The sequence below is a fragment of the Cupriavidus sp. PB-02 genome (genome assembly GCF_058252315.1).
The window spans coordinates 1196534-1217693 of sequence record NZ_CM177694.1; the positions used below are offsets into that span (position 1 = coordinate 1196534).

General features: G+C 66.3%; 21 protein-coding genes and 1 tRNA gene. 10 read left to right on the top strand and 12 right to left on the bottom strand.

Going from position 1 to position 21160, the window contains the following annotated elements:
- Nucleotides 1-97: 97 nt before the first annotated feature.
- The 4 genes from AC10V3_RS05710 to AC10V3_RS05725 all read right to left on the bottom strand — a co-directional run bounded on the left by AC10V3_RS05710 (nucleotide 98) and on the right by AC10V3_RS05725 (nucleotide 3003).
- The gene (locus tag AC10V3_RS05710) at nucleotides 98-532 is read right to left on the bottom strand and encodes a universal stress protein (RefSeq protein ID WP_022534216.1); all 435 of its coding nucleotides are present in this window, start codon (nucleotides 530-532) and stop codon (nucleotides 98-100) included.
- Between the two features lie 77 nt (nucleotides 533-609).
- Nucleotides 610-1725 (bottom strand): polyphosphate kinase 2, encoded by a 1116-nt coding sequence (ppk2, locus tag AC10V3_RS05715; RefSeq protein ID WP_490923247.1) that lies wholly within the window; start codon nucleotides 1723-1725, stop codon nucleotides 610-612.
- A gap of 12 nt (nucleotides 1726-1737) precedes the next feature.
- The gene (locus AC10V3_RS05720; protein WP_022534218.1) at nucleotides 1738-1950 is read right to left on the bottom strand and encodes an HP1242/YdcH family protein; all 213 of its coding nucleotides are present in this window, start codon (nucleotides 1948-1950) and stop codon (nucleotides 1738-1740) included.
- Between the two features lie 234 nt (nucleotides 1951-2184).
- Nucleotides 2185-3003, bottom strand: coding sequence for an inositol monophosphatase family protein (locus AC10V3_RS05725; protein WP_022534219.1), 819 nt, complete (start codon nucleotides 3001-3003; stop codon nucleotides 2185-2187).
- Between the two features lie 117 nt (nucleotides 3004-3120).
- On the opposite strand from AC10V3_RS05725, the gene AC10V3_RS05730 reads away from it, so the two are divergent.
- Entirely contained in the window at nucleotides 3121-4056 is a 936-nt protein-coding gene (locus tag AC10V3_RS05730; protein ID WP_490923250.1) for an RNA methyltransferase, read from the top strand.
- Nucleotides 4057-4371: 315 nt separating this feature from the next.
- Nucleotides 4372-5115 (top strand): serine O-acetyltransferase, encoded by a 744-nt coding sequence (cysE, locus tag AC10V3_RS05735; RefSeq protein ID WP_022534221.1) that lies wholly within the window; start codon nucleotides 4372-4374, stop codon nucleotides 5113-5115.
- Between the two features lie 61 nt (nucleotides 5116-5176).
- On the opposite strand, the gene AC10V3_RS05740 is transcribed toward cysE, so the two are convergent.
- From AC10V3_RS05740 to AC10V3_RS05755, 4 genes are all read right to left on the bottom strand, one after another.
- On the bottom strand, nucleotides 5177-5974 hold the full coding sequence (locus tag AC10V3_RS05740) for a UDP-2,3-diacylglucosamine diphosphatase (protein ID WP_041680977.1): 798 nt from the start codon (nucleotides 5972-5974) through the stop codon (nucleotides 5177-5179).
- A 66-nt stretch (nucleotides 5975-6040) separates the two neighbouring features.
- On the bottom strand, nucleotides 6041-6541 hold the full coding sequence (locus AC10V3_RS05745) for a peptidylprolyl isomerase (RefSeq protein WP_022534223.1): 501 nt from the start codon (nucleotides 6539-6541) through the stop codon (nucleotides 6041-6043).
- Nucleotides 6542-6562: 21 nt separating this feature from the next.
- On the bottom strand, nucleotides 6563-7147 hold the full coding sequence (locus tag AC10V3_RS05750) for a peptidylprolyl isomerase (RefSeq protein WP_022534224.1): 585 nt from the start codon (nucleotides 7145-7147) through the stop codon (nucleotides 6563-6565).
- Nucleotides 7148-7217: 70 nt separating this feature from the next.
- Nucleotides 7218-7931 (bottom strand): tetratricopeptide repeat protein, encoded by a 714-nt coding sequence (locus tag AC10V3_RS05755; protein ID WP_490923252.1) that lies wholly within the window; start codon nucleotides 7929-7931, stop codon nucleotides 7218-7220.
- Between the two features lie 292 nt (nucleotides 7932-8223).
- Here AC10V3_RS05755 and cysS point away from each other — a divergent pair, with 292 nt between their 5' ends.
- The 6 genes from cysS (at nucleotide 8224) to AC10V3_RS05785 (ending at nucleotide 14567) form a co-directional block, all read left to right on the top strand.
- On the top strand, nucleotides 8224-9612 hold the full coding sequence (gene cysS, locus AC10V3_RS05760; protein ID WP_022534226.1) for a cysteine--tRNA ligase: 1389 nt from the start codon (nucleotides 8224-8226) through the stop codon (nucleotides 9610-9612).
- Complete coding sequence (locus AC10V3_RS05765) at nucleotides 9609-10457, top strand: DNA-3-methyladenine glycosylase family protein (protein WP_041680978.1); 849 nt, start codon at nucleotides 9609-9611, stop codon at nucleotides 10455-10457. Before cysS ends, AC10V3_RS05765 begins: the two co-directional genes overlap by 4 nt.
- A 115-nt stretch (nucleotides 10458-10572) precedes the next feature.
- Nucleotides 10573-11544: an acetyl-CoA carboxylase carboxyltransferase subunit alpha gene (locus AC10V3_RS05770; protein ID WP_022534228.1), complete on the top strand. Its 972-nt coding sequence runs from the start codon at nucleotides 10573-10575 to the stop codon at nucleotides 11542-11544.
- Nucleotides 11510-12973, top strand: a complete 1464-nt coding sequence (tilS, locus tag AC10V3_RS05775; protein ID WP_022534229.1) for a tRNA lysidine(34) synthetase TilS — start codon at nucleotides 11510-11512, stop codon at nucleotides 12971-12973. The genes AC10V3_RS05770 and tilS overlap by 35 nt, the downstream gene beginning before the upstream one ends.
- Before the next feature lie 120 nt (nucleotides 12974-13093).
- The gene (locus tag AC10V3_RS05780) at nucleotides 13094-14344 is read left to right on the top strand and encodes an aspartate kinase (protein WP_041681294.1); all 1251 of its coding nucleotides are present in this window, start codon (nucleotides 13094-13096) and stop codon (nucleotides 14342-14344) included.
- Nucleotides 14345-14473: 129 nt separating this feature from the next.
- Nucleotides 14474-14567, top strand: a tRNA-Ser gene (locus AC10V3_RS05785).
- 168 nt (nucleotides 14568-14735) lie between these two features.
- Here the strand turns inward: AC10V3_RS05785 and AC10V3_RS05790 are convergent.
- The 4 genes from AC10V3_RS05790 to tauA all read right to left on the bottom strand — a co-directional run bounded on the left by AC10V3_RS05790 (nucleotide 14736) and on the right by tauA (nucleotide 18814).
- Nucleotides 14736-15905, bottom strand: a complete 1170-nt coding sequence (locus AC10V3_RS05790) for a monovalent cation:proton antiporter-2 (CPA2) family protein (protein ID WP_041681295.1) — start codon at nucleotides 15903-15905, stop codon at nucleotides 14736-14738.
- Nucleotides 15906-16064: 159 nt separating this feature from the next.
- Nucleotides 16065-16940 (bottom strand): ABC transporter permease subunit, encoded by an 876-nt coding sequence (locus AC10V3_RS05795; protein ID WP_041680980.1) that lies wholly within the window; start codon nucleotides 16938-16940, stop codon nucleotides 16065-16067.
- A 10-nt stretch (nucleotides 16941-16950) separates the two neighbouring features.
- Nucleotides 16951-17727: a taurine ABC transporter ATP-binding protein gene (locus AC10V3_RS05800; protein WP_022534233.1), complete on the bottom strand. Its 777-nt coding sequence runs from the start codon at nucleotides 17725-17727 to the stop codon at nucleotides 16951-16953.
- A gap of 88 nt (nucleotides 17728-17815) precedes the next feature.
- Entirely contained in the window at nucleotides 17816-18814 is a 999-nt protein-coding gene (gene tauA, locus AC10V3_RS05805) for a taurine ABC transporter substrate-binding protein (RefSeq protein ID WP_022534234.1), read from the bottom strand.
- A gap of 416 nt (nucleotides 18815-19230) precedes the next feature.
- Here tauA and AC10V3_RS05810 point away from each other — a divergent pair, with 416 nt between their 5' ends.
- On the top strand, nucleotides 19231-20340 hold the full coding sequence (locus AC10V3_RS05810; protein WP_022534235.1) for a PAS domain-containing sensor histidine kinase: 1110 nt from the start codon (nucleotides 19231-19233) through the stop codon (nucleotides 20338-20340).
- Complete coding sequence (locus tag AC10V3_RS05815; RefSeq protein WP_022534236.1) at nucleotides 20337-20987, top strand: response regulator; 651 nt, start codon at nucleotides 20337-20339, stop codon at nucleotides 20985-20987. The genes AC10V3_RS05810 and AC10V3_RS05815 overlap by 4 nt, the downstream gene beginning before the upstream one ends.
- Nucleotides 20988-21160 lie beyond the last annotated feature (173 nt).

Here is a 21160-nt window from a genome sequence, read left to right on the forward strand (position 1 = left end):
GGGCGATATGGTACAGCACGGGGCCCCGGCTGCCGCGCCAAATCGGGCGCGACGCCACGGTGTCTTTGGCGCCGGATATCCCGTCAGCAGTGCGCCATCAGCGGAACACCAGCACCGGCACGTCGCTATGGGTCAGCACCTTCTGCGTCTCGCTGCCCAGCAGCAGCCCGCTGATGCCCCGGCGGCCGTGCGAGGCCATGAAGATCACGTCGCAGTCCAGCTCGCGCGCGGCGTTGATGATGCCGCGGTACGGCGCCATGGCCGCCGACACGTGCCCGCTGCACGGCACGCCGGCCAGCGCCGCCGCGGCCTCGATCCTGGCGAGTTCCTGGCGCGCCTGCGCTTCCACGCGTTGCTGGAACACCTCGCGCTTCTCATGGCTGCTGTCGCTGGTCAGCGAGTAGGGGTACGTCTCCACGCACATATAGGGCGTGAGGCGCGCGGCGGCGGTGCGGGCAAACTGGATGGCGGCTGACACGGCCTTCTGCGAAAGCTCGGAACCATCGACGGGAAGCAGGATGTGCTTGAACATAGGGGCCTTTGAAGTAAGGGACGGAGAAATGGCGGGAATCCCGCAGGCGCCACCGCGGCATGGCGGCGGCGCCGGGTTCAGTTGGCCAGTGCGCGCCCGACGATCAGCGGATCGGGCTGGCCGATGGCGGTGGTATCGCGGTTGGCGTAGGGAAAGCGCGCCAGGATGTAGCGCAGCGCATTGAGCCGCGCGCGCTTCTTGCAGTCCGAGCGGATCACGGTCCACGGCGCATCGGCGGTATCGGTGTGGGCGAACATCGCCTCCTTGGCGCGGGTGTAGTCGTCCCACTTGTCCAGCGAGGCCACGTCGACCGGGCTCAGCTTCCATTGCTTGAGCGGATGGATCTCGCGCTCGCGGAAGCGCCGGCGCTGTTCCTTCTGGCTCACCGAGAACCAGAACTTGAACAGGTGGATGCCGCTGCGCACCAGGTGCCGCTCGAACTCGGGCGCCTGCTGCAGGAATTCCTGGTACTCCTGCTGCGAGCAGAAGCCCATCACGTGCTCGATCCCGGCACGGTTGTACCAGGACCGGTCGAACAGCACGATCTCGCCCGCGGCGGGCAGGTGCTGGACGTAGCGCTGGAAGTACCACTGGCCGCGTTCGGACTCGGTCGGCTTTTCCAGTGCGACCACGCGTGCTCCGCGCGGATTCATGTGTTCCATGAAGCGTTTGATGGTGCCGCCCTTGCCGGCGGCATCGCGGCCTTCGAAGACGATCACTACACGGTGGCCGGTTTCGCGCACCCACGCCTGGAACTTGAGCAACTCCACCTGCAGCCGGTACTTCTGCTTTTCGTAATTGCACCGCGACATCAGGTTCTGGTACGGGTACGCGCCCTCGCGCCAGCCCGCGGAAAGTTCGTCGTCCGGATGGCGCTTGCGGCCGGCCTGCCAGGCCGCCGGGTCGCCTTCGAGGATCAGGCTGCGCAGCTGCGCGGCTTCATCTGGCGCGAGGCCGTCGAGCAGCGTGCGCATCGCGTCCAGCATGCCGGCGCCTTGCCCGGCGCGGCTGACGAGGATGTCCTGCATGCTGCTGGCCACCAGTTGCACGGCGGCGTCCACGGCGCTGCCGACTTCATTGCGTTCGGCGGAAAGCGCGGAGTTGGTCGGCAGCACGTCGCCTCTGGCGGCGGCACGGGCACGCGGCGGCGCTGCAGTGTGGGAGGGGGGCGGGGTGGTGTCCTGGTCCGTCATTGCCGTCCTCCCTCAGGCAGCGTTGCGCAGGATTTCGTAGAGCTGGTCCTTGATCTGCAGCTTTTCCTTCTTGAGCCGCTCGATCTCGAAGGTGGCGGCGGGCACGATGCCGGCCTCCATGTTGCGGATTTCCTGGTCCAGCGCATTGTGGCGGTGGAACAGGCGGGCGAAGTGGGCGTCCTGGGTCTTCAGGGCCGAGATCTGGTCGCGGTATTCGGGAAACATCCTGGCTCTCCTCTGCTGGTGCCGCACGCACAGTGCGTGGCGCATGGTTTCATTCTGGGGAGAGCAGGGCGGCGCGACCTTGACCAGGATCATGGCCGTCCGGGGTATGGGAAGAGTCTCTGGCGCGCTGGCGAGATGGGGCCACAGGCCCGTGCAGAAGGTAGAAAGCAAAACGCCCGCCGGAGTGCGGCGGGCGTTTGCGCGGCATGGCCGTCAGGCGGCCATATACCGGTATCAGGCGGCAGGCTTGGCGTTGTCGAGCGAGAACGGCGACAGCAGACGCACCATCTGGGCGAATGCCTTGGGGTTGCCGGCCAGCACTTCACCTTGTTCCATCTGGCGCGGCTCGCCGGCGTAGTTGCCGACCAGGCCGCCCGATTCGGTGATCAGCAGCATGCCGGCGGCCATGTCCCACGGCTTCAGGCCGCGCTCGAAGAAGCCGTCCAGGCGGCCGCAGGCCACGTAGGCCAGGTCCAGCGCGGCCGCGCCAGGGCGGCGCAGGCCGGCGCAGCTACGCGTCATCAGCGAGAAGATTTCCAGGTATTCCTCGACGCCTTCCAGGTCGCGGAAGGGGAAGCCCGTGCCGATCAGGCAGTCGGCCAGCTTGTCGCGGCGTGTAACGCGGATGCGGCGGTTGTTCAGGAAGGCGCCGGCACCCTTGGTGGCGGTGAACAGTTCGTCGCGGGTCGGGTCGTAGACCACCGCCTGCACCGGCGTGCCGCGGTGCAGCTGGGCGATCGAGACCGCGTACTGGGGGAAGCCGTGGATGAAGTTGGTGGTGCCGTCCAGCGGGTCGATGACCCAGGTGTACTCGTGCGCGACTTCGCCCTCGGCCCAGGACTGGCCGGACTCTTCCGCTAGAATGGCGTGTTCCGGGTAGGCGGTGCGGATGACCTCGATGATCGCGGCTTCGGCGGCGCGGTCCACCTCGGTAACGAAATCGTTGTGTTGCTTGCGCGAGACGCGCACCAGATCGACGTCGAGCGACGCGCGGTTGATGATGGAACCCGCCTTGCGGGCCGCCTTGATGGCGATATTAAGCATCGGATGCATGAATCTCTCCAGGCCGGCCACGATGAAGCGGCGGGGCGCCATGGCACCGCGCGCCCGCTCATGGGCAGCTGACAACACAACGGATTGTAGAAGAACGTCGGGCGTCGCTGGTCTGATATGTGCCGCGAAAGTCTCGCGAGCAAGCAAATACCTGGCGCCGCGCCAAAGAAGAACCCCGAATTGTATATGAACCCGGCCATCGATACGAGCCAGTCCCCATCCGCCGCGCAGCCAGACGCAGGCGGCGCCCAGCGCGATGCCTTCGGCCGCGTCCGCTTTGTGCTGGTCGAGACCAGCCACCCGGGCAATGTCGGCTCGGTGGCACGCGCGATCAAGACCATGGGCTTCGGCACCCTGGTGCTGGTTTCGCCGCGCGAGCCCGATGTGCTGCGCCATCCCGACGCCATTGCCATGGCCAGCGGCGCCGACGATGTGCTGGCGGGCGCCACCATCGTCGACCAGATCGATGCGGCGCTGGCCGGCGCGGCGCTGACCGTGGCCATGACCGCGCGCCAGCGCGAGTTCGGCCCGCCCCGGCTGCTGCCGCGCGCGGCGGCGGAACGCGCGTGCCAGACACTGGCCGGGAGCGGCGACATCGCCTTCGTATTCGGCAACGAGCGCTACGGCCTGCCCAACGAGGTGGTCGAACGCTGCATGGCCGTCACGCATATCCCGGCCAATCCGGCCTATACCTCGCTGAACCTGGCGCAGGCGGTGCAGCTGGTGGCCTACGAGTTGCGGCTGGCGCTGCTGGACGCGGCCAACGCGCCCGGCGCGCCGTCGGACGCGGGCGCCAATATCGGCTATGCTGGTGAGCCGGCCACGGCCGAACAGGTCGAGGCCATGTTCGGGCATCTGCAGTCGGGCCTAGAGGCGATCGGTTTTCTCGATCCGTCCAACCCGCGCAAGCTGATGACGCGGCTGCGCCGGCTGCTGGCCCGCAGCGGCCTGGAGCGCGAAGAAGTGAATATCCTGCGCGGCATCGCCAAGTACATGCTGCTGGCCGCGAAGGACAAGCCGGCCCCCGATGGGACGACTGACGGGGGCCAGTGACAGGAGCAAGGACAGGTGGCAGCAACCCGGAGCGATTCGATGCAGGACGATGCAGGCGCACGCGGCAAGCGCGTGTGCTGCCAGCCTGCGGCCGCGGGTTTGCGCATGCCCGGGCGATGTTGATCGCCGCATCGCTGCAATGTCCCTGACGGATCAGGGGCCAAAAGCTGGCGCCAAAAGCCGCGTCGGCAAATCACTTACACTCCCTGATCCCCTGATTCCGTCCTCACCGGCCACCGACCTCGCCGGCGACCCTGCCCCTGGCGCAAGCCTCGCGTGGCACGGCGCACGGCGCGGCAACACGACACGACCAAGATGTTCTCTCGCCTGAAGGAAGATATCGACACGATCATGCTGCGCGATCCCGCCGCGCGCAGCCGCCTGGAGGTGCTGACCTGCTACCCCGGCCTGCATGCCGTGGTGTTCCACCGCTTTGCGCACGCCTGCTGGAACGGGGGCTTTCACTGGCTGGGGCGATGGATTTCGCACTGGTCGCGCTTCCTGACCGGCATCGAGATCCATCCGGCGGTCCGGTTGGGGCGGCGCGTGTTTATCGACCACGGCATGGGCGTCGTGATCGGCGAAACCGCCGAGATCGGCGACGACTGCACCATCTACCAGGGCGTGACGCTGGGCGGGACCTCGTTGTACAAGGGCCAGAAGCGCCATCCGACGCTGGGCGCCAACGTGGTGGTGAGCGCGGGTGCCAAGGTGCTGGGTGGTTTCGTGGTGGGCGATGGCGCGCGTGTGGGTTCCAATGCGGTGGTGCTCAAACCGGTGCCGCCGGGAGCGACCGCGGTCGGCGTGCCGGCCCGCATCATCCTGCCCGATGCGCCGGCCGCGCAGCAGGGCGCCAAGCAGGAGTTCTCGGCCTACGGCATCACGCCCAATGCGGACGATCCGGTGTCGCTGGCGCTCAAGAGCCTGATCGACAATGCGGCGCGCCAGCATGAGCGTATCGAGGCCGTGCTGGCCGCGCTGGATCGGCTAGGTGAGCATCTGGAAAACACGCCCAACGACCGCTTCGATGCGAGCGAGCTGCGCAAGCTGATGAAGTGAGCGAAAGCGGATTGGAAAGAAAGCGGCCGGCAATGGCCGCTTTTTTTGGAGCGGAGTTGCGTCAGTCCGTCTGCGGCAGCAGCCGAAAGCCGTCGCGGTCGAGCTCCAGCACCGCGGCGCGCGGATGGGCGCCATCCAGGTCCCAGTCGGTAAGGACCCAGCGCACGCCCGCGGCCTCTTCATGGCGTGCGGGCCGATGGGTGTGGCCATGTACCAGCAGCGACGCTCCCGCTGCCCCCAGCAGCTCCGCCGCGGCCGCAGGCGCCACATCGCCATAGACCACCGGCGCGGGTGCGCCCGCGTTTAGCTGCCTTGCACGGTTGCCTTCACTATCGGCGCGCAACTTGCGTGCGATCGACAAGCGCGCGCTCAGCGGCAGCGCCAGGAACACGCGCTGCACCCAGCCCTTGCGGGTCCAGCGGCGGAAACGGTTGTAGCGTTCGTCGTCGATGCACAGCATGTCGCCGTGGCTCAGCACGACACGCTCGCCGGCGCAGTGGATCACCGTGGGGTCGGGCAGCAGCGTCGCACCCGCGGCGGCGGCAAAGCGCTGGCCCAGCAGGAAGTCGCGGTTGCCGTGCATCAGGTACACGGCCACCCCGCGCGTGGCCAGCGAGCGCAGGGCGCCCGCCACGCGTTGCGCGAACGGCGAGTCGGTTTCCTCGTCGCCGATCCAGAATTCAAAGAAGTCGCCCAGGATGAAGAGAGCGCGCGCGCCGTGCGCGGCGCGTTCGAGCACGCGCTCGAAGGCCGCCAGCGTGCGTGGCATGCCCGGCGTGAGATGCAGGTCTGAAATGAACCACGCCGGCGCCTGTACCTCGAGGGGACCGGCCACCGGCGTGCGGGAGATTGCGGTCATGCGTGGTGTCGGTAGGAAAATGCCGGCACGCGGGCGCGCACGGAACCGCAATCGGCAGGCATAGGCTTATTCGACGACGACAGCCTTCTCGATCACCACGTCTTCCAGCGGCACATCCTGGTGGAAGCCCGAGGTGCCGGTACGCACGCCCTTGATCTGCTCGACCACTTCGGTGCCTTCGACGACCTTGCCGAACACGGCGTAGCCGAAGCCTTGCGGCGTGGGCGAGGTGAAGTTCAGGAAGTCGTTGTCGACCACGTTGATGAAGAACTGCGCGGTGGCCGAGTGCGGCGCGTTGGTGCGTGCCATTGCCACGGTGTAGCGGTCGTTCTTCAGGCCGTTGCCGGCTTCGTTCTCGATCGGGGCGTCGGTGCCCTTTTGCTTCATGCCGGGCTCGAAGCCGCCGCCCTGGATCATGAAGTTCTTGATCACGCGGTGGAAGATCGTGTTGTCATAGTGGCCCTTGCGGACGTACGACAGGAAGTTCTCGACCGATTTCGGTGCCTTCTCGGCGTCGAGTTCGATAGTGATGACACCCTGGTTGGTGTGGAGCTGTACCTTGGACATGGGTTTCCTCTGTTCGGTGTGTTATTTGACGACAGTGGCCGACTCGATCACGATCGGCGAGGCCGGCACATTGCGCATGGGACCGTAGGCCGTGGTCGGCACGCTCTTGATCTTGTCGATCGTGTCCATGCCTTCCACCACCTTGCCGAAGACTGCGTAGCCGTTGCCGTCCGGCTGCGGGTAGTCGAGATTCGGATTATCCACCACATTGACGAAGAACTGCGCGGTGGCCGAGTCGGGGTTGCTGGTACGTGCCATGGCCACCGTGCCGGCCTTGTTCTTCAGGCCGCCGCGCGCTTCCAGCGGGATCGGCGCGCGCGTGGGCTTTTCCTTCATGTCGCGGTCGAAGCCGCCGCCCTGCACCATGAAGCCGTTGATCACGCGGTGGAAGATGGTGCCGCTGTAGAAGCCGCTCTTCACATACTCGAGGAAGTTGGCAACCGTCTTCGGCGCCGCATCCGGGTACAGCTCAATCGTGAACTTGCCGGCGCTGGTGACGAACTGGACGCGCTCGGGGGCTTTCTGCTGTGCCATGGCGCTGAACGACGACAGGGCCAGTGCGGCTGCCGTCAGCGCGGCCAGGACGATGCGACGGGAACGGATCATAGGGAAACTCCGGTAAGTCTGGATACACACGGCCTGGACGCGCGGCGTCCGGGCCTTCGGGATGGGGGCGTCAGTTGACTGCCGGCGCGCTGGCCGGGGCCTGGCGGCCGGCAGGTGCCGGCTTGCGGCCGCCGGCGGGCGCTGCCGGCGTTGCCGGGCTTGCGGGCGCAGCGGTCTCGCGCAGTTGACGCAGGGCGGCGCTGGCGCGGGTATCACCCGGGTTGCGCCGCAGCGCCTCGGCGTAGCTCTGCTCGGCCAGGCGGAGGTAGACGTCGCCCAGGTTGGTATAGGCGATCGCAAAGGCGGGTTTGACCTCGGTGGCCAGCACCAGTTCGGCCTCGGCGCGCTTCAGGTCGCCACGCTTGGCATAGAGCAGCGCCAGGTTGTTGTGGGGCTCGGGCAGTTCGGGGAAGTCCTGCGCCATCTCGGCAAAGGCCTGGATCGCGGCATCCTCGCGGCGGGACTGCGCCAGTGCCCAGGCGCGCTGGAAGCGGGCCTGCGCGTTGCGCGGATTGGTCGCCAGTACCCGGTCGAAGCCCTTGATGGCTTCGTCATAGCGGCGCGCGTTGGCGGCCTGCTGGGCCTCGCTCATGCCCGGGTCGAGCGAGCGGATGCCGTCGACGGGGGAAGTGGGCGCAGGGATCGACAGCGGGCCGTGCTGCGCATGCGCAGGGCCGGCCAGCGCGGCGGCCAGGGCCAGCATGGCCAGCGCGGTGCGAGGGCCGTGTCTGCGTGCAGGGGCGCTGCAGGCAGCGGGGGGCGGGGAGGGCAGCAGCAGGCTCATTGAAGACGGGTCCGTTATACTCCGCGGCATTCTAGCAAAGCGGCAAGTCCGGCACGAAAGCAGCCCCGTGCGCGGTCCGACCTGCGGGCGGGCTGGCGCACGGACCAGCGACGCCGCGCGACCAACTGGCACACCGCCTTCCGGTAAGATATGGGGCGCGGCGGATTTGCGCCAGCGCCAGCCGACGCGGTCGCGGCTGGTGCCAGCGGCGCGCCCGTGGCGCGGGCGCGGACGGACCCGCGTTGCCTGCTGTGCGAACCCGGCAGTCTCCTCTCATCACTCACATCGTTTCATGCAGCTTCTGAACATCTACAACACGCTCGCCCGTGAGAAACAGCCATTCGTGCCGATCGAACCCGGCAAGGTCCGCATGTATGTGTGCGGCATGACGGTGTACGACTACTGTCACGTCGGCCACGCGCGCGTCATGGTGGTGTTCGACATGGTGCACCGCTGGCTGCGCGCCGCCGGCTACGACGTGACATATGTGCAGAACATCACCGACATCGACGACAAGATCATCCGCCGCGCCGTCGAGAATGGCGAGACCATCGGCCAGTTGACCACGCGCTTCATCCAGTACATGCACGAGGATGCCGCCGCGTTGGGCGTGATCCGTCCCGACCACGAGCCACGCGCCACGGACTTTGTGCCGCAGATGCTCGACATGATCGGCAAGCTGGAAGCGAAGGGCCTGGCCTACCAGGCCAGCGACGGCGACGTGAACTATTCGGTGCGCAAGTTTGACGGCTATGGCAAGCTCTCCGGCAAGTCGCTGGAAGACCTGCGCGCCGGCGAGCGCGTCAGCGCCAACGACGCCAAGCAGGACCCGCTGGACTTCGTGCTGTGGAAATCGGCCAAGGCCAGCGAGCCGCCCGAGAGCAAGTGGGAATCGAAGTGGGGCGCTGGCCGCCCCGGCTGGCACATTGAATGCTCCGCCATGAGTTGCGCGCTGCTGGGCGAGCACTTCGACATCCATGGCGGTGGGGCGGATCTGCAGTTCCCGCACCATGAAAACGAGATCGCACAGTCCGAAGGAGCCAGCGGCAAGCCCTTCGTCAACATGTGGATGCACAACGGGTTCGTGCGCATCAACGACGAGAAAATGTCCAAGTCGCTTGGCAATTTCTTCACGATCCGGGAAGTTTTGAAGTCGTACGACGCCGAGGTCGTACGCTTCTTTATCCTGCGCGCGCACTACCGCAGCCCGCTGAACTACAGCGACGCCCACCTGGACGACGCGCGCCACGCGCTCACGCGCCTGTACACCGCGCTCAAGGATAGCCAGCCCGGCGGCTGCGCGGTGGACTGGGAAGAGCCACACGCGAAGCGCTTTGCCGAGGCCATGGGCGACGACTTCAACACCCCGATCGCGATGGCGGTGCTGTTCGACCTGGCCAGCGAAATCAACCGCACCGGCTCGACCGCGGCCGCGCGCCAGCTCAAGGGCCTGGCCGGTACGCTGGGCCTGCTCGAGCGCGACCCGCACACCTTCCTGCAGGGCGGCAAGTCCGACGACGGCCCGTCGCCCGAACAGATCGAAACGCTGATCGCCGCGCGCAAGACCGCCAAGGTCCAGCGCGACTTCGCCGAAGCGGACCGCATCCGCGCCGAACTGCTGGCCGCGGGCATCGTGCTGGAAGACAAGCCGGGCGGTGCCACCGAGTGGAGGCGTGCTTGAAAGCTGCCGCGCGCAAGCCCGCCACCGCCACGCCGCCGGCCGCAACGGGCCGGGGGAAGGCGGCCGGTCCGCGCCCGGACAAGGCTGGCGCCAAGGAGGCGCCGCTGCCTGATGGCCAGGATACGGCCAAGCCGGCCAAGGTCTCGGCAAAATCCGCGCGCAATGCGAAGGCCGTGCTGCCCGAGGTGGACGCGGTGCCGCTGCCGGTCGAAACCGTCATCGATGCGGTGCGCCCCGCCTACTGGGACGAGGCCTGCGCCGACCTGATGAAGCGCGACCGCATCCTGCGCAAGATGATCCCGACCTACGGCCCGGCGCACCTGGTGTCGCGCGGCGATCCGTTCGTCACGCTGGCTCGCGCGGTGGTGGGCCAGCAAATTTCGGTCAAGGCGGCGCAGTCCGTTTGGGAGCGGCTGCATGCGCTCTGCCCCAAGCTGACCCCGGCACAGTTCCTGCGCGCCGGTCCCGAGAAGCTGGCTGGCTGTGGCCTGTCCAAGCGCAAGGGGGAATACCTGATCGACCTGGCCGACCACTTCAAGGCGGGCACGGTGCATGTCGACGAATGGGCGCAGATGGACGACGAAGCGGTGATCGCGGAGCTGACGCAGATCCGCGGCATCGGCCGCTGGACCGCCGAGATGTTCCTGATGTTCAACCTGATGCGGCCCAACGTGCTGCCGCTGGACGACATCGGCCTGATCAACGCGATCTCCGCCAACTATTTCAGCGGCGAACCCGTCACCCGCAGCGAGGCGCGCGAAGTCGCGGCCAACTGGGAGCCGTGGCGAACCGTGGCTACGTGGTATATGTGGCGCAGTCTCGACCCGCTACCAGTGACGTATTAGGCATTACGGCAAGAAAATTTAGGGGTAGGTGCAGTCCGGGCTATCTGGCAGGCGCTAAGATAGCGACCAAATTCCGGTAGAATGCGCCCCTTCACAGACAGGTACGTGTGATTTTATGAAAACCACCTTCCTGGATTTTGAGCAGCCCATTGCCGAACTCGAGGCAAAGATCGAAGAACTGCGCTTTGTGCAGGACGATTCGGCTGTTGATATTTCCGAAGAGATTTCGCGGCTGGCCGGCAAGAGCCAGCAGCTGACCAAAGATATCTACGCCAACCTGACCCCGTGGCAGGTTGCGCAAATCGCCCGCCACCCCCAGCGTCCCTACACGCTGGACTATGTGCGCGAGATCTTCACCGATTTCCACGAACTGCACGGCGACCGCACCTTTGCCGACGATCTGTCGATCATCGGCGGCCTGGCGCGTTTCAACGGCCAGTCGTGCATGGTGATCGGTCACCAGAAAGGCCGTGACACGAAAGAGCGCGCCCTGCGCAATTTCGGCATGCCCAAGCCCGAGGGCTACCGCAAGGCCAAGCGCCTGATGGAGCTGGCGGACAAGTTCGGCCTGCCGATCTTCACCTTCGTCGACACCCCGGGCGCATTCCCCGGCATCGACGCCGAAGAGCGCGGCCAGTCGGAAGCCATTGGCCACAACCTGTACGTGATGGCCGGCCTGAAGGTGCCCCTGATCGCCACCATCATCGGTGAAGGCGGTTCGGGCGGCGCGCTGGCGATTGCCGTGGGCGACGTGGTGCAGATGCTGCAGTTCGCCACCTATGCGGTGATCTCGCCCGAAGGCTGCGCCTCGATCCTGTGGAAGACCGCCGAGAAGGCCCCGGAAGCCGCCGAGGCGCTGGGCCTGACCGCGCACCGCCTGAAGGCGCTGGGCCTGATCGACAAGATCGTCAGCGAACCGCTGGGCGGCGCGCACCGCGACCACAAGGCCATGGCGGCGCTGCTCAAGCGCACGCTGGCCGAGTCGCTGCGCCAGTTCCAGGGCATGAGCGTGAAGGAGCTGCAGGCTCGCCGCTACGAACGCCTGCTCGCCTATGGCAAGTTCAAGGAAACCGGCGTCCAGGACTGACCCGTCCACCCCGCTGACCGACAAGGTCGCACAGGCCCTCCAGGCTGGTGCGGCCTTTGTTGTTTCTGGCGGCGGCGCGGCGGCGGGCGGGGGCGCGCTGACAATCGCGGTGGCGCTGTCGGGCGGGCGCGATTCGGTCGCGCTGCTGCATGCCGCCTGCGCGGCCGCGGCGGGCTGGGGCGCTGCCGCACGCGTGGTGGCGCTGCATGTCCATCACGGCCTGCAGGCTGCTGCCGATGACTGGGACCGCTTCTGCACCGCGCTGTGCGCGCAGTGGCAGGTCGGCTACTTTGTCCGGCGCGTGTTGGTGCAGCCGGAGGCGGGCGAGGGCGTGGAAGCGGCCGCGCGCCGCGCGCGCTATGCCGCGCTGGCGGCGATGTGTGCCGACAGCGGCGCGCGCCTGCTGCTGTTTGCCCATCACCAGGACGACCAGGTCGAGACCGTGCTGCTGCGGTTGTTCCGCGGCGCGGGTGTCGCGGGCATGGCGGGGATGCCGGCCATGCGGCCGCTCGACGAGCGGAGCGGCGTCATGCTGCTGCGCCCGTGGCTGGACGTGGCGCGCGACGAGATCGATGCCTATTGCGCGGCGAACGCGCTGCAATGGATCGAAGATCCGTCCAATACCGATGTCCGTTACGCGCGCAATGCCTTGCGCATGCACCTGCCCGCGCTGGTGTCGGCCTTTCCGGCGCTGCGCGCCAACGTGGTCCAGGCCGCGGCGCATTTCGCGCAGGCCAGCCAGCTGATCGACCACCTGGCGGGCACGGCGCTGTCGCAACTGGCCCGTCCGGGCCGCGATGCCGACACGCTCTCCGAACTCGACCTGAACGGGCTGCGCGCCCTGTCCGCAGCCCATGCCGATGCCGTGCTGCGCCTGTGGCTGCGCGACTTGGGCGTGCGCGCGCCGTCCACCACGCGCCTGGCGGCAATGCGGGAGCAACTGGTTATGCACGATGGTGGTGAGCCCGCGATTCCGCACGACGGCCTGGTGCTGCGCCGCTTCCGCGACCGGGTACTGGCCTGCACGCCGCCGCCCGCAGCGCCGCCCGCGCCCGTGGCACTGGACTGGCGCGGCGAAGGCCGCATCGTCGTGCCAGCGTGGCGGGGCGAACTGCGCTTTTTCCGTGATGACACCTTCGGCGTGCCCGAAGCCGTGCTGCGCCAGCCCTTGCGCCTGGTCGCCCGCGCTGGCGGCGAGCGCATCGTGCTGCACCCGGGCGGCCCCGCGCGCGCGCTCAAGCAGGCCTGCCAGGAGGCCGGCATCCCGGCCTGGCGCCGGGCCTGGCTGCCGCTGCTGTGGGCTGGTGACACGCTGGTGATGGCCGCGGGGCTCGGCATGCACCGGCGCTGGCCGGCCGAGCCCGCCGCCCCGCGCTGGCGCGTGGAATGGCAGCCGCTGCCGCCGGTCGGGCCCGCAACGCCCCGATAAGGCCGGCGAGCTGGCGCACGGGTCACATCCGATCGGCCCGGTGCCCCGCGCCGCCTTGCCTGAGACGGCATGTTCGTGTATTTTCAAGGGCTTTGCACAATCGCTGGCGTCGACAAGAAGATGGCTCTCATCGTTCACAAATACGGCGGCACTTCGATGGGTTCCACGGAACGCATCAAGAATGTCGCCAAGCGCGTGGCCAAATGGCACCGCGCCGGTCACCGCGTAGTCGTGGTGCCTTCGGCCATGTCGGGCGAGACCAATCGCCTGCTAGGACTCGCCAAGGAAATTTCGCCGCAGCCGAATCCGCGTGAATTGGACATGCTCGCCTCCACCGGCGAACAGGCCAGCGTGGCGCTGCTGGCGATCGCGCTGCACGGCGAGAACATCGACGCGGTCAGCTACACCGGCTGGCAAGTGCCGGTGAAGACCGATTCGTCGTACACCAAGGCCCGCATCGAATCGATCGACGACGAGCGCATCCTGGGCGACCTCGACGCCGGCCGCGTGGTCGTGATCACCGGCTTCCAGGGCATCGACGACGACGGCAACATCACCACGCTCGGCCGTGGCGGCTCGGACACCTCGGCCGTGGCCATCGCCGCTGCGATCGAAGCCGACGAGTGCCTGATCTACACCGACGTCGACGGCGTGTACACCACCGACCCGCGCGTGGTGGAAGACGCCCGCCGCCTGGACCAGATCACCTTCGAAGAAATGCTGGAAATGGCCAGCCTCGGCTCCAAGGTGCTGCAGATCCGCTCCGTGGAGTTCGCCGGCAAGTACCGCGTGAAGACCCGCGTGCTGTCGTCGCTGACCGACCCGCTTATGCCGCTCGAGCAGGAAATGCATTCGGGCACGCTGATTACTTTTGAGGAAGAGTCTGAAATGGAAGCAGCCGTCATCTCCGGCATCGCCTTTGCCCGTGACGAGGCGAAGATCACCGTTCTGGGCGTGCCGGACAAGCCGGGCATCGCCTACCAGATCCTGGGCCCGATCGCCGACGCCAACATCGACGTCGACATGATCATCCAGAACCAGTCCGTCGACGGCAAGACCGACTTCACCTTCACCGTGCCGCGCGCCGACTACCAGCGCGCGCTGGCGATCCTGAACGACGGCGTCAAGTCGCATATCGGCGCCGGCAGCGTCTCGGGCGACCCGAAGGTGTCCAAGGTGTCGGTGGTCGGCGTCGGCATGCGCTCGCACGTGGGCATCGCCAGCAAGATGTTCCGCACGCTGTCGGAAGAGGGCATCAATATCCAGATGATCTCGACCTCGGAAATCAAGATCTCGGTCCTGATCGACGAGAAGTACATGGAGCTGGCCGTGCGCGCCCTGCACAAGGCCTTCGAACTGGAACAGGCGTGATCCGTTCGTGAACACTTCTGGCGGCGCAGCAGATTTTGTGTTGTGTCATCGATTTTTCGTTGACCAACCCGCGCGGCGCCGCTAGAATACGCGCTTCGTTGTGTGGCTCCCTCACACAACGCAAGTTTGGGAGACGTGGCCGAGAGGTCGAAGGCACTCCCCTGCTAAGGGAGCATCTGGGCCAAAACCTGGATCGAGGGTTCGAATCCCTCCGTCTCCGCCAGCAATGGCGGCGAACCCCGGAAGATCGCGGTCTTCCGGGGTTTTGTTTTTTCTGGTTCCGGATTCCTGCCGTGCGACGCATGTGTCCCTTGCACATGCGACTGGAGCCGGCAGTGATTACGCGCGCCCGGTCGGGCACGGCGGGCAAGGCGTCACGCCGATATCCAGCTCACGCCTCCTCGGTGGCACGCACCACCATCAGCTTGCGATGAGCAAGCAGCAGCAGTGGGGTCGTAGCCATCGATAGCGCGACTACCACCGTGACGACGGATAGCTGCTCGGCATCAAGCAAGCGAGCAGCCTGTGCGGCCGCCATCACGACAAAGGCGAACTCCCCTCCCTGTGAAAGCAGAATCGCGAAGTATGCGCGCTGTTCTCGCGGCAGATTGATCCGGTTAGCCAGGAACCTCAGTGCCGCGAGCTTGCCTGCGACAAGCGCGAAAACCAGCACCGCAACCAGCAATGGCTTGTCCGCCACGACGCTAAAATCAATCGACATGCCGACTGCGATAAAAAACAGGCCGAGCAGAATGCCCTTGAAGGGGGCCATGTCAGATTCGATCTCGTGACGGAATTCGGACCCTGCCAAAAGCATCCCGGCCACGAACGCACCGAGTGACATCGACAGGTGGACCAGGTGCATGAGCAAGGCGATACCTATGACCCAGAGCAGCGCGAAAACGGTGAATATCTCGCGCGTCCCGCTCCGCTGAATGATGCGCAGCGCGTGTTTCAAAACAAAGCGCCCGCCGATCACAACGGCCGCGATCATGGCCAGCGCTTTCATCGCCATGATCCAGCCAGCCGGGGCGCTCGCTTCCGCTGGCATCGGGGCGAGCAGCGGCATCAGTGCAATCATCGGAATGGCGGCAATATCCTGAAACAGCAGGATGCCGAAACTGGCCTGGCCGACCGGCGTATCCATCAGGCGATTCTGTTCGAGGATCGCAATCACCATCGCGGTGGATGACAGCGAGAGCGCGAATCCGGCGGCAACGCCAACGCGCCATGGCGCGCCAAAGATCGTGAAAATGGCCGCCAGCAGCACCGCACATAGCGCTACCTGGATCCCGCCGTAGCCAAAAATGGAGCGGCGCATCGCCCACAGTTTCTCGATGTCCATTTCGATGCCGATGATAAACATCATCAGCACAATGCCCAGTTCGGACACGTCCAGGATCGAATCGACATCGGTGACCAGCCTCAGCCCCCACGGACCGATCACCACGCCAGCCAGCAGGTAGCCCAGGACGGAGCCGAAGCCAAGGCGTACCGACAGCGGCACCGCGATCATTGCCGCGGCGAGGAATACAACCGAGTCAATCAGCAGTTGCTCCATCATTCCCCTCCCGATTGCGGGGACGGGCTATGGATTCGTGTCAGTCAACCGTCCACCGTTGACAGTCAAGCACACCGCAGCGAATCTTGAAAGGAATTCCACCAGGCCGGAATCCGCAAGCGCCGACCTCGGTGCGTCGGATCCCGGGCCTCGCGCACCTCACATCCTTCCCTTCCAGGGCACCAGCCACTTCGCCATCTTGCGCATCAGCAGGTCGAACACGTAGGCGATCAGGCCGATCAGCACGATGCCCATGATCACCACGTCGGTACGCAGGAAGTTGGACGCATTGAGCACCATCTGGCCCAGACCGGCGGTAGCCGCCACCATTTCAGCGGCGACCAGGGTGGTCCAGCCGAAGCCGATGGCAATGCGCATCCCAGTAAGGATATCGGGCAGCGCGGCGGGTATCACCACATGGCGGACCACCTGCCATGGCGAGGCACCCATCGAGTAGGCCGCGTTGATCTGCTCGATGGTGACCGAGCGCACGCCCGCCTGGGCCGACATAGCCAGCGGCGCGAAGCAGGCCAGGAAAATCAGCAGCACCTTCGAGGTCTCATCGATGCCGAACCAGATCACGATCAGCGGCAGGTAAGCCAGCGGCGGCAGGGGACGGTAGAACTCGATCGGCGGGTCGAAGATGCCGCGCGCGATCCGCGATACGCCCATCATCACGCCGATCGGTACTGCCGTGACCACCGCCAGCCCGAACGCGCCGAACACGCGCAGCATGCTGGCCGTGAAGTGTTCGGTCAGCGGCTGGCCGCCTTGCAGGTTGCCCTGCCAGGCATCGATGAAGGCGGTGAGGATGGACTCCGGCGTAGGCAGGAACAGCGGCGGCAGCCAGCGCAGATGGCTGGCAATCCACCACAGCGCAAGCAGCAGGACCACGGTGACGGTGGAGATGCGCGAACTGGATCCCTCTCCGGGCAGGCGGTAGCCTGAGACGGTCTTCATGTGCTGGCCCGCGCCGGCTGCGGCAATGGCCGGGGCGCGTGGCGTGGGTTCGATGCGTTGGACGGAAGCGGGCATCTCGTGTTCCTCAGGCGGTGGCATGGATCAGATCGACGATCTCTTCGCGATAGCGGATGAATTCGGGGTCGGACTTGACCGCGCGCGCATCCCCGGACTCGATGTAGCGCCGCGCGAACGGCAGCTCATAGGTATGGGCGATGCGGCCGGGCGAGGGCGTCATCACAATCAGCCGCGTGCCCAGGAACAGCGCTTCTTCCACGCTGTGCGTGATAAAGAAGACGATCTTCTGTTCCTTGGCCCAGAGCTTCAGGATCAGCCCCTGGATCGATTCGCGCGTCAGCGCGTCGAGCGCGCCAAGCGGCTCGTCCATCAGCATCACCGCCGGATCGCTGGCGAGCGCGCGGGCAATCCCGACGCGCTGCTGCATGCCGCCTGAGAGCTGGTAGACCGGCTTGTCGGCTACCGCTTGCAGTCCGACCGCCGCCAGCTTCTCGTGCGCGACCCGTAGCCGCTCGGCACGCGCCACGCCGCGCAGGCGCAATCCCAGCGCAACGTTGTCCGCCACGCTGAGCCACGGCATCAGGGCATGCTTCTGGAACACCACGCCGCGTTCGGCACCGGGTCCGTGTACAGCCTTGCCGCACAGGCGGATTTCGCCTTCCGATGGTTCCATGAAGCCCGCGATGCACGACAGCAAGGTGGTCTTGCCGCAGCCGGAGGCACCCAGCGCGACGACGAAATCGCCGCGCTCCATGGTGAGGTTGACTTGTGACAGCGCCAGCGTCTTGGCGCCGCCTGCGGTGCCGTAGTTGACACTGAGATTGTCGATTTCGAGTTTGTACATGAGGGGCTTCCGCAACAGGACTTTCGGGGCTGCCGTGCCGGGATTGGCCTTGCGCACGGCAGCTATCTTCAGTGACACGGTCGCGGCGTCAGCGCAGCGCGCGCTTCGCCCATTCCGCGTTGACCCCCGGCCCATAGTCCGGCAGAACGGTCTGGATCGTGCCCTGCTCCTTGAGGAACTGCGCCGCGGACTGCAGCGCACGCGCCGCACCGCCGCCCAGCCAGCGTTCCGAGACCTGCTCCTGCAACGTGGGGAACGCGTACAACGCCATGCTCGCGGGCACCGACTCAGCCTTGGCGCCGGACATCTTGGCCACGGCCTTCACCATTGGCGAGTCGGCGGTCCAGGCAGCCTTGTTCTTGCGATAATTTTCGTCGGCGGCGGCGAGCACGCGCACCAGCTTGACCATGAACTCCGGGTTTTCACGCGCGAACTTCTTGTTGGCGATCATGCCGTCGAAGGTGGCCTTGCCGGTATCGGCGGCGATTTGCCCCGAGGTCGTCAGCACGGTGCCTGACTGCTTGAGCTTGGCCAGCACCGGGTCCCAGATAAAGGTGGCGTCGATGTCGCCGCGCTCCCATGCGGCCGCGACCTCGGGTGGGCGCATATTGACGATGCGTACGTCCTTCGGATTAATTTTGGCGCGTTCCAGTGCGACCAGCGTGTGGTAGTGCGTAGTCGACACGAACGGCACACCCACGCGCTTGCCCTTCAAGTCCGCCACGCTGGCGATCTTGCTGCCATTTCGCACGACCATCGCTTCTGCCGCGTTGATGTCGTCCAGGATCCAGAACAGTTCGACGTCCAGTCCTTGCGACAAGGCCGAAGCGATCGGCGAAGTGCCCGCCTCGCCAATGGCGATCTGGCCCGATGCCATGGCGCGGATCACATCGCCGCCGCCGCCGAACTGGCGGAATGAAACCGTGTAGCCGGTCTGCTTTTCCAGTTCCTTCATGTCCTGCGCGTAGCGCCAGGGCACCACCATGTCCTGGTAAGCAATCACTACATTCTTGCTTTGCGCGTGTGCGGCCGGCGCCAGCGCCGCTACCAGGGCGACATAGGTCGCGATTTGCTTGATCCACCGCATGGTTGTGCTCCTCGAGAGGGAAAAGGTGTTGGGTGTTCCGGCTTTATAGGTGAGGGCTGTCCCTGGCCAATAGGTCCAGTTGCCGGGATTCGCTGGGACCAGAAACCGCCGCGCGGGCGCGTACCGCGGTGCGCCGGGCGGAGCGGTGGCGTGCGGGGCCGTCAATCATGGAAATCCTGTAGCGGCCCGGATGGCGGGGGCTGTCCGACCGCGTGCGGGAAGGCAGGCATGGCTGCGGGTCGGCGCGAGCAGCAGGCCCCCCATCCGTGCATCCATTCAGGAAAACGACAAGAGCATTGCCAGCGCCCACTGGCTATAGTCTGCGGGGAGCGCAGGCACGCCATGCCACTTGATGAGCACAACGCATGACCCCATGCCTGCCTGCGATGAATGGCGAGCACTGACAAGGAGGAGACATGGATGTCGACCTGCAGCGGGCCATACTGAACAACATCCCGGACCAGGCTTGGCTGAAGGACGTCAGCTCGCGCTACATCCTCGTCAATGACGCCTTCATGGCCGCATGCGGGCGGAGCGAGGCCGAGATCCTTGGCCGCACGCCGGACCAGGTCTGGTCAGAGGACTGGGGGCAGGTGTACCTGCGCACCGACAAGGCCGTGGTGGCCAGCGGTATCCGCCGGCGCTACGAGGAAAGCCGCCATGCCAGGGACGGGAGTCTGCGCTGGTTCGATACGATCAAGATGCCGGTTCGCGGCCGGGATGGCGAGGTCGTCGGCACGGTGGGCATTTCGCGGGATATCACGGACCGGAAGCGCTCCGAGCAGGCGCTGCTTGCCGAAGTGGAGAAGGGCGAGCAAACCAGGCAGGAGCTACTGGCGTCGCGCGCGCAACTGCGCGAGCTCTCCGCCTACCTGCAGTCCGTGCGCGAGGCCGAGCGCACCCGCATTTCACGCGAACTGCACGATGAACTGGGCCAGTCGCTGACGGCGTTGCGCCTCGGGCTCAGTTACATCGAGGCGCAGCAAGGCCCCGATGCCGACGAAGCGTGCCGCAAGCATGTGCAGATGCTCAAGGAGATCGCGGATTCGACGGTGGATGCGGTGCAGCGCATCGCGGCGGACCTGCGGCCGCCGCTGCTGGATGAGCTGGGCCTGAACGCGGCGATCGAGTGGCTGGCCGAATCGCTCTCCGAGCGCGAGCGTGGCGGCATTACCTGCGAGCTGGCGCTGCAGCCCGTCGGCGAGATCAGCGCCGAGGTCAGCACCGCGGTGTTTCGCATTGCACAGGAAGCGCTGACCAATGCCTGCCGCCACGGCCGCGCGGATCGCGTGCTGGTTGAACTCAACGACACCGGCGGAGTCCTGCGGCTGGTGGTCTCCGACAACGGGCGCGGCATCGATGCGTCGAAGACCGGGCACCGGCGCAGCCTGGGCCTGGTGGGCATGCGCGAGCGCGCGCTGATGCTGGGCGGCAAGCTTGCGGTGACCAGCGAGAAGGGCGGGGGCACACGGGTCGAAGCGCAGATACCCAATACCGGCTGCTCCGGCAAGGGAGGCACCAGATGATCCGCATCACGCTTGCCGACGACCACACCATCATCCGCGATGGGCTGAAGAAGATCATTTCCACCGTGCAGGACATGCAGGTGGTCGGCGAGGCAGCCGACGGCCACGAGGTGCTGTCGCTGCTGCGCCTGGACGTGCCCGATGTGCTGTTGCTGGATATGTCGATGCCGGGAAGGAGCGGCATCCTGCTGATCCAGCAGATCCGGGCCAGCCATCCCGCGCTCCCCATCCTGGTCCTGAGCATGTACCGCGAGTCGCAGTATGCCGTCCAGGCCATCCGCGCGGGCGCGGCCGGCTACCTGACCAAGAATGTCGAGTCGGACCAACTGCTCGGCGCCATCCGCAAAGTGGCGCGAGGCGGCACCGTGGTCTCGCCCACGATCGCCGACCGCCTGGTCATGCAGGCCCGGCAGCCGGAGGCCGTGTTGCCGCATGCACGGCTGACGGCGCGCGAACTGCAGGTGTTCCAGATGCTGGCCGAGGGGCTGGGCATCAATGAGATTGCCGTGGCGCTGTCGCTCAGCGCGAAGACGGTGAGCACCCACAAGGCCAATATCCTGGGCAAGATGGATATCTCCTCGACAGCAGGGTTGGTGCATTACGCCATCCGTCACGGACTGCTCGCCGAAGCGGGTGACGCTGCCTAGTTTGTGCGGTGCGTCTAAGCGAATCCTTAGGTCCAATTCAGCCGATCCTGATGTAGCGCTGCCGCCCCTGCACCTACGCTTCAGATCACGAAGCCCCCGTTTCCGCCGCGCATGACCCCGCGGCAGGCCGCCCCCAAAGCCGCTTCATTTGGAGGGCGGCAGCGATACCGCAT

Bases quoted from the DNA above. Each gene is read 5' to 3' on its own strand.
- AC10V3_RS05710 (WP_022534216.1), bottom strand. From the start codon at position 532: ATGTTCAAGCACATCCTGCTTCCCGTCGATGGTTCCGAGCTTTCGCAG.
- ppk2 (WP_490923247.1), bottom strand. From the start codon at position 1,725: ATGACGGACCAGGACACCACCCCGCCCCCCTCCCACACTGCAGCGCCG.
- AC10V3_RS05720 (WP_022534218.1), bottom strand. From the start codon at position 1,950: ATGTTTCCCGAATACCGCGACCAGATCTCGGCCCTGAAGACCCAGGAC.
- AC10V3_RS05725 (WP_022534219.1), bottom strand. From the start codon at position 3,003: ATGCATCCGATGCTTAATATCGCCATCAAGGCGGCCCGCAAGGCGGGT.
- AC10V3_RS05730 (WP_490923250.1), top strand. From the start codon at position 3,121: ATGTGCCGCGAAAGTCTCGCGAGCAAGCAAATACCTGGCGCCGCGCCA.
- cysE (WP_022534221.1), top strand. From the start codon at position 4,372: ATGTTCTCTCGCCTGAAGGAAGATATCGACACGATCATGCTGCGCGAT.
- AC10V3_RS05740 (WP_041680977.1), bottom strand. From the start codon at position 5,974: ATGACCGCAATCTCCCGCACGCCGGTGGCCGGTCCCCTCGAGGTACAG.
- AC10V3_RS05745 (WP_022534223.1), bottom strand. From the start codon at position 6,541: ATGTCCAAGGTACAGCTCCACACCAACCAGGGTGTCATCACTATCGAA.
- AC10V3_RS05750 (WP_022534224.1), bottom strand. From the start codon at position 7,147: ATGATCCGTTCCCGTCGCATCGTCCTGGCCGCGCTGACGGCAGCCGCA.
- AC10V3_RS05755 (WP_490923252.1), bottom strand. From the start codon at position 7,931: ATGAGCCTGCTGCTGCCCTCCCCGCCCCCCGCTGCCTGCAGCGCCCCT.
- cysS (WP_022534226.1), top strand. From the start codon at position 8,224: ATGCAGCTTCTGAACATCTACAACACGCTCGCCCGTGAGAAACAGCCA.
- AC10V3_RS05770 (WP_022534228.1), top strand. From the start codon at position 10,573: ATGAAAACCACCTTCCTGGATTTTGAGCAGCCCATTGCCGAACTCGAG.
- tilS (WP_022534229.1), top strand. From the start codon at position 11,510: ATGGCAAGTTCAAGGAAACCGGCGTCCAGGACTGACCCGTCCACCCCG.
- AC10V3_RS05780 (WP_041681294.1), top strand. From the start codon at position 13,094: ATGGCTCTCATCGTTCACAAATACGGCGGCACTTCGATGGGTTCCACG.
- AC10V3_RS05790 (WP_041681295.1), bottom strand. From the start codon at position 15,905: ATGGAGCAACTGCTGATTGACTCGGTTGTATTCCTCGCCGCGGCAATG.
- AC10V3_RS05795 (WP_041680980.1), bottom strand. From the start codon at position 16,940: ATGCCCGCTTCCGTCCAACGCATCGAACCCACGCCACGCGCCCCGGCC.
- AC10V3_RS05800 (WP_022534233.1), bottom strand. From the start codon at position 17,727: ATGTACAAACTCGAAATCGACAATCTCAGTGTCAACTACGGCACCGCA.
- tauA (WP_022534234.1), bottom strand. From the start codon at position 18,814: ATGCGGTGGATCAAGCAAATCGCGACCTATGTCGCCCTGGTAGCGGCG.
- AC10V3_RS05810 (WP_022534235.1), top strand. From the start codon at position 19,231: ATGGATGTCGACCTGCAGCGGGCCATACTGAACAACATCCCGGACCAG.
- AC10V3_RS05815 (WP_022534236.1), top strand. From the start codon at position 20,337: ATGATCCGCATCACGCTTGCCGACGACCACACCATCATCCGCGATGGG.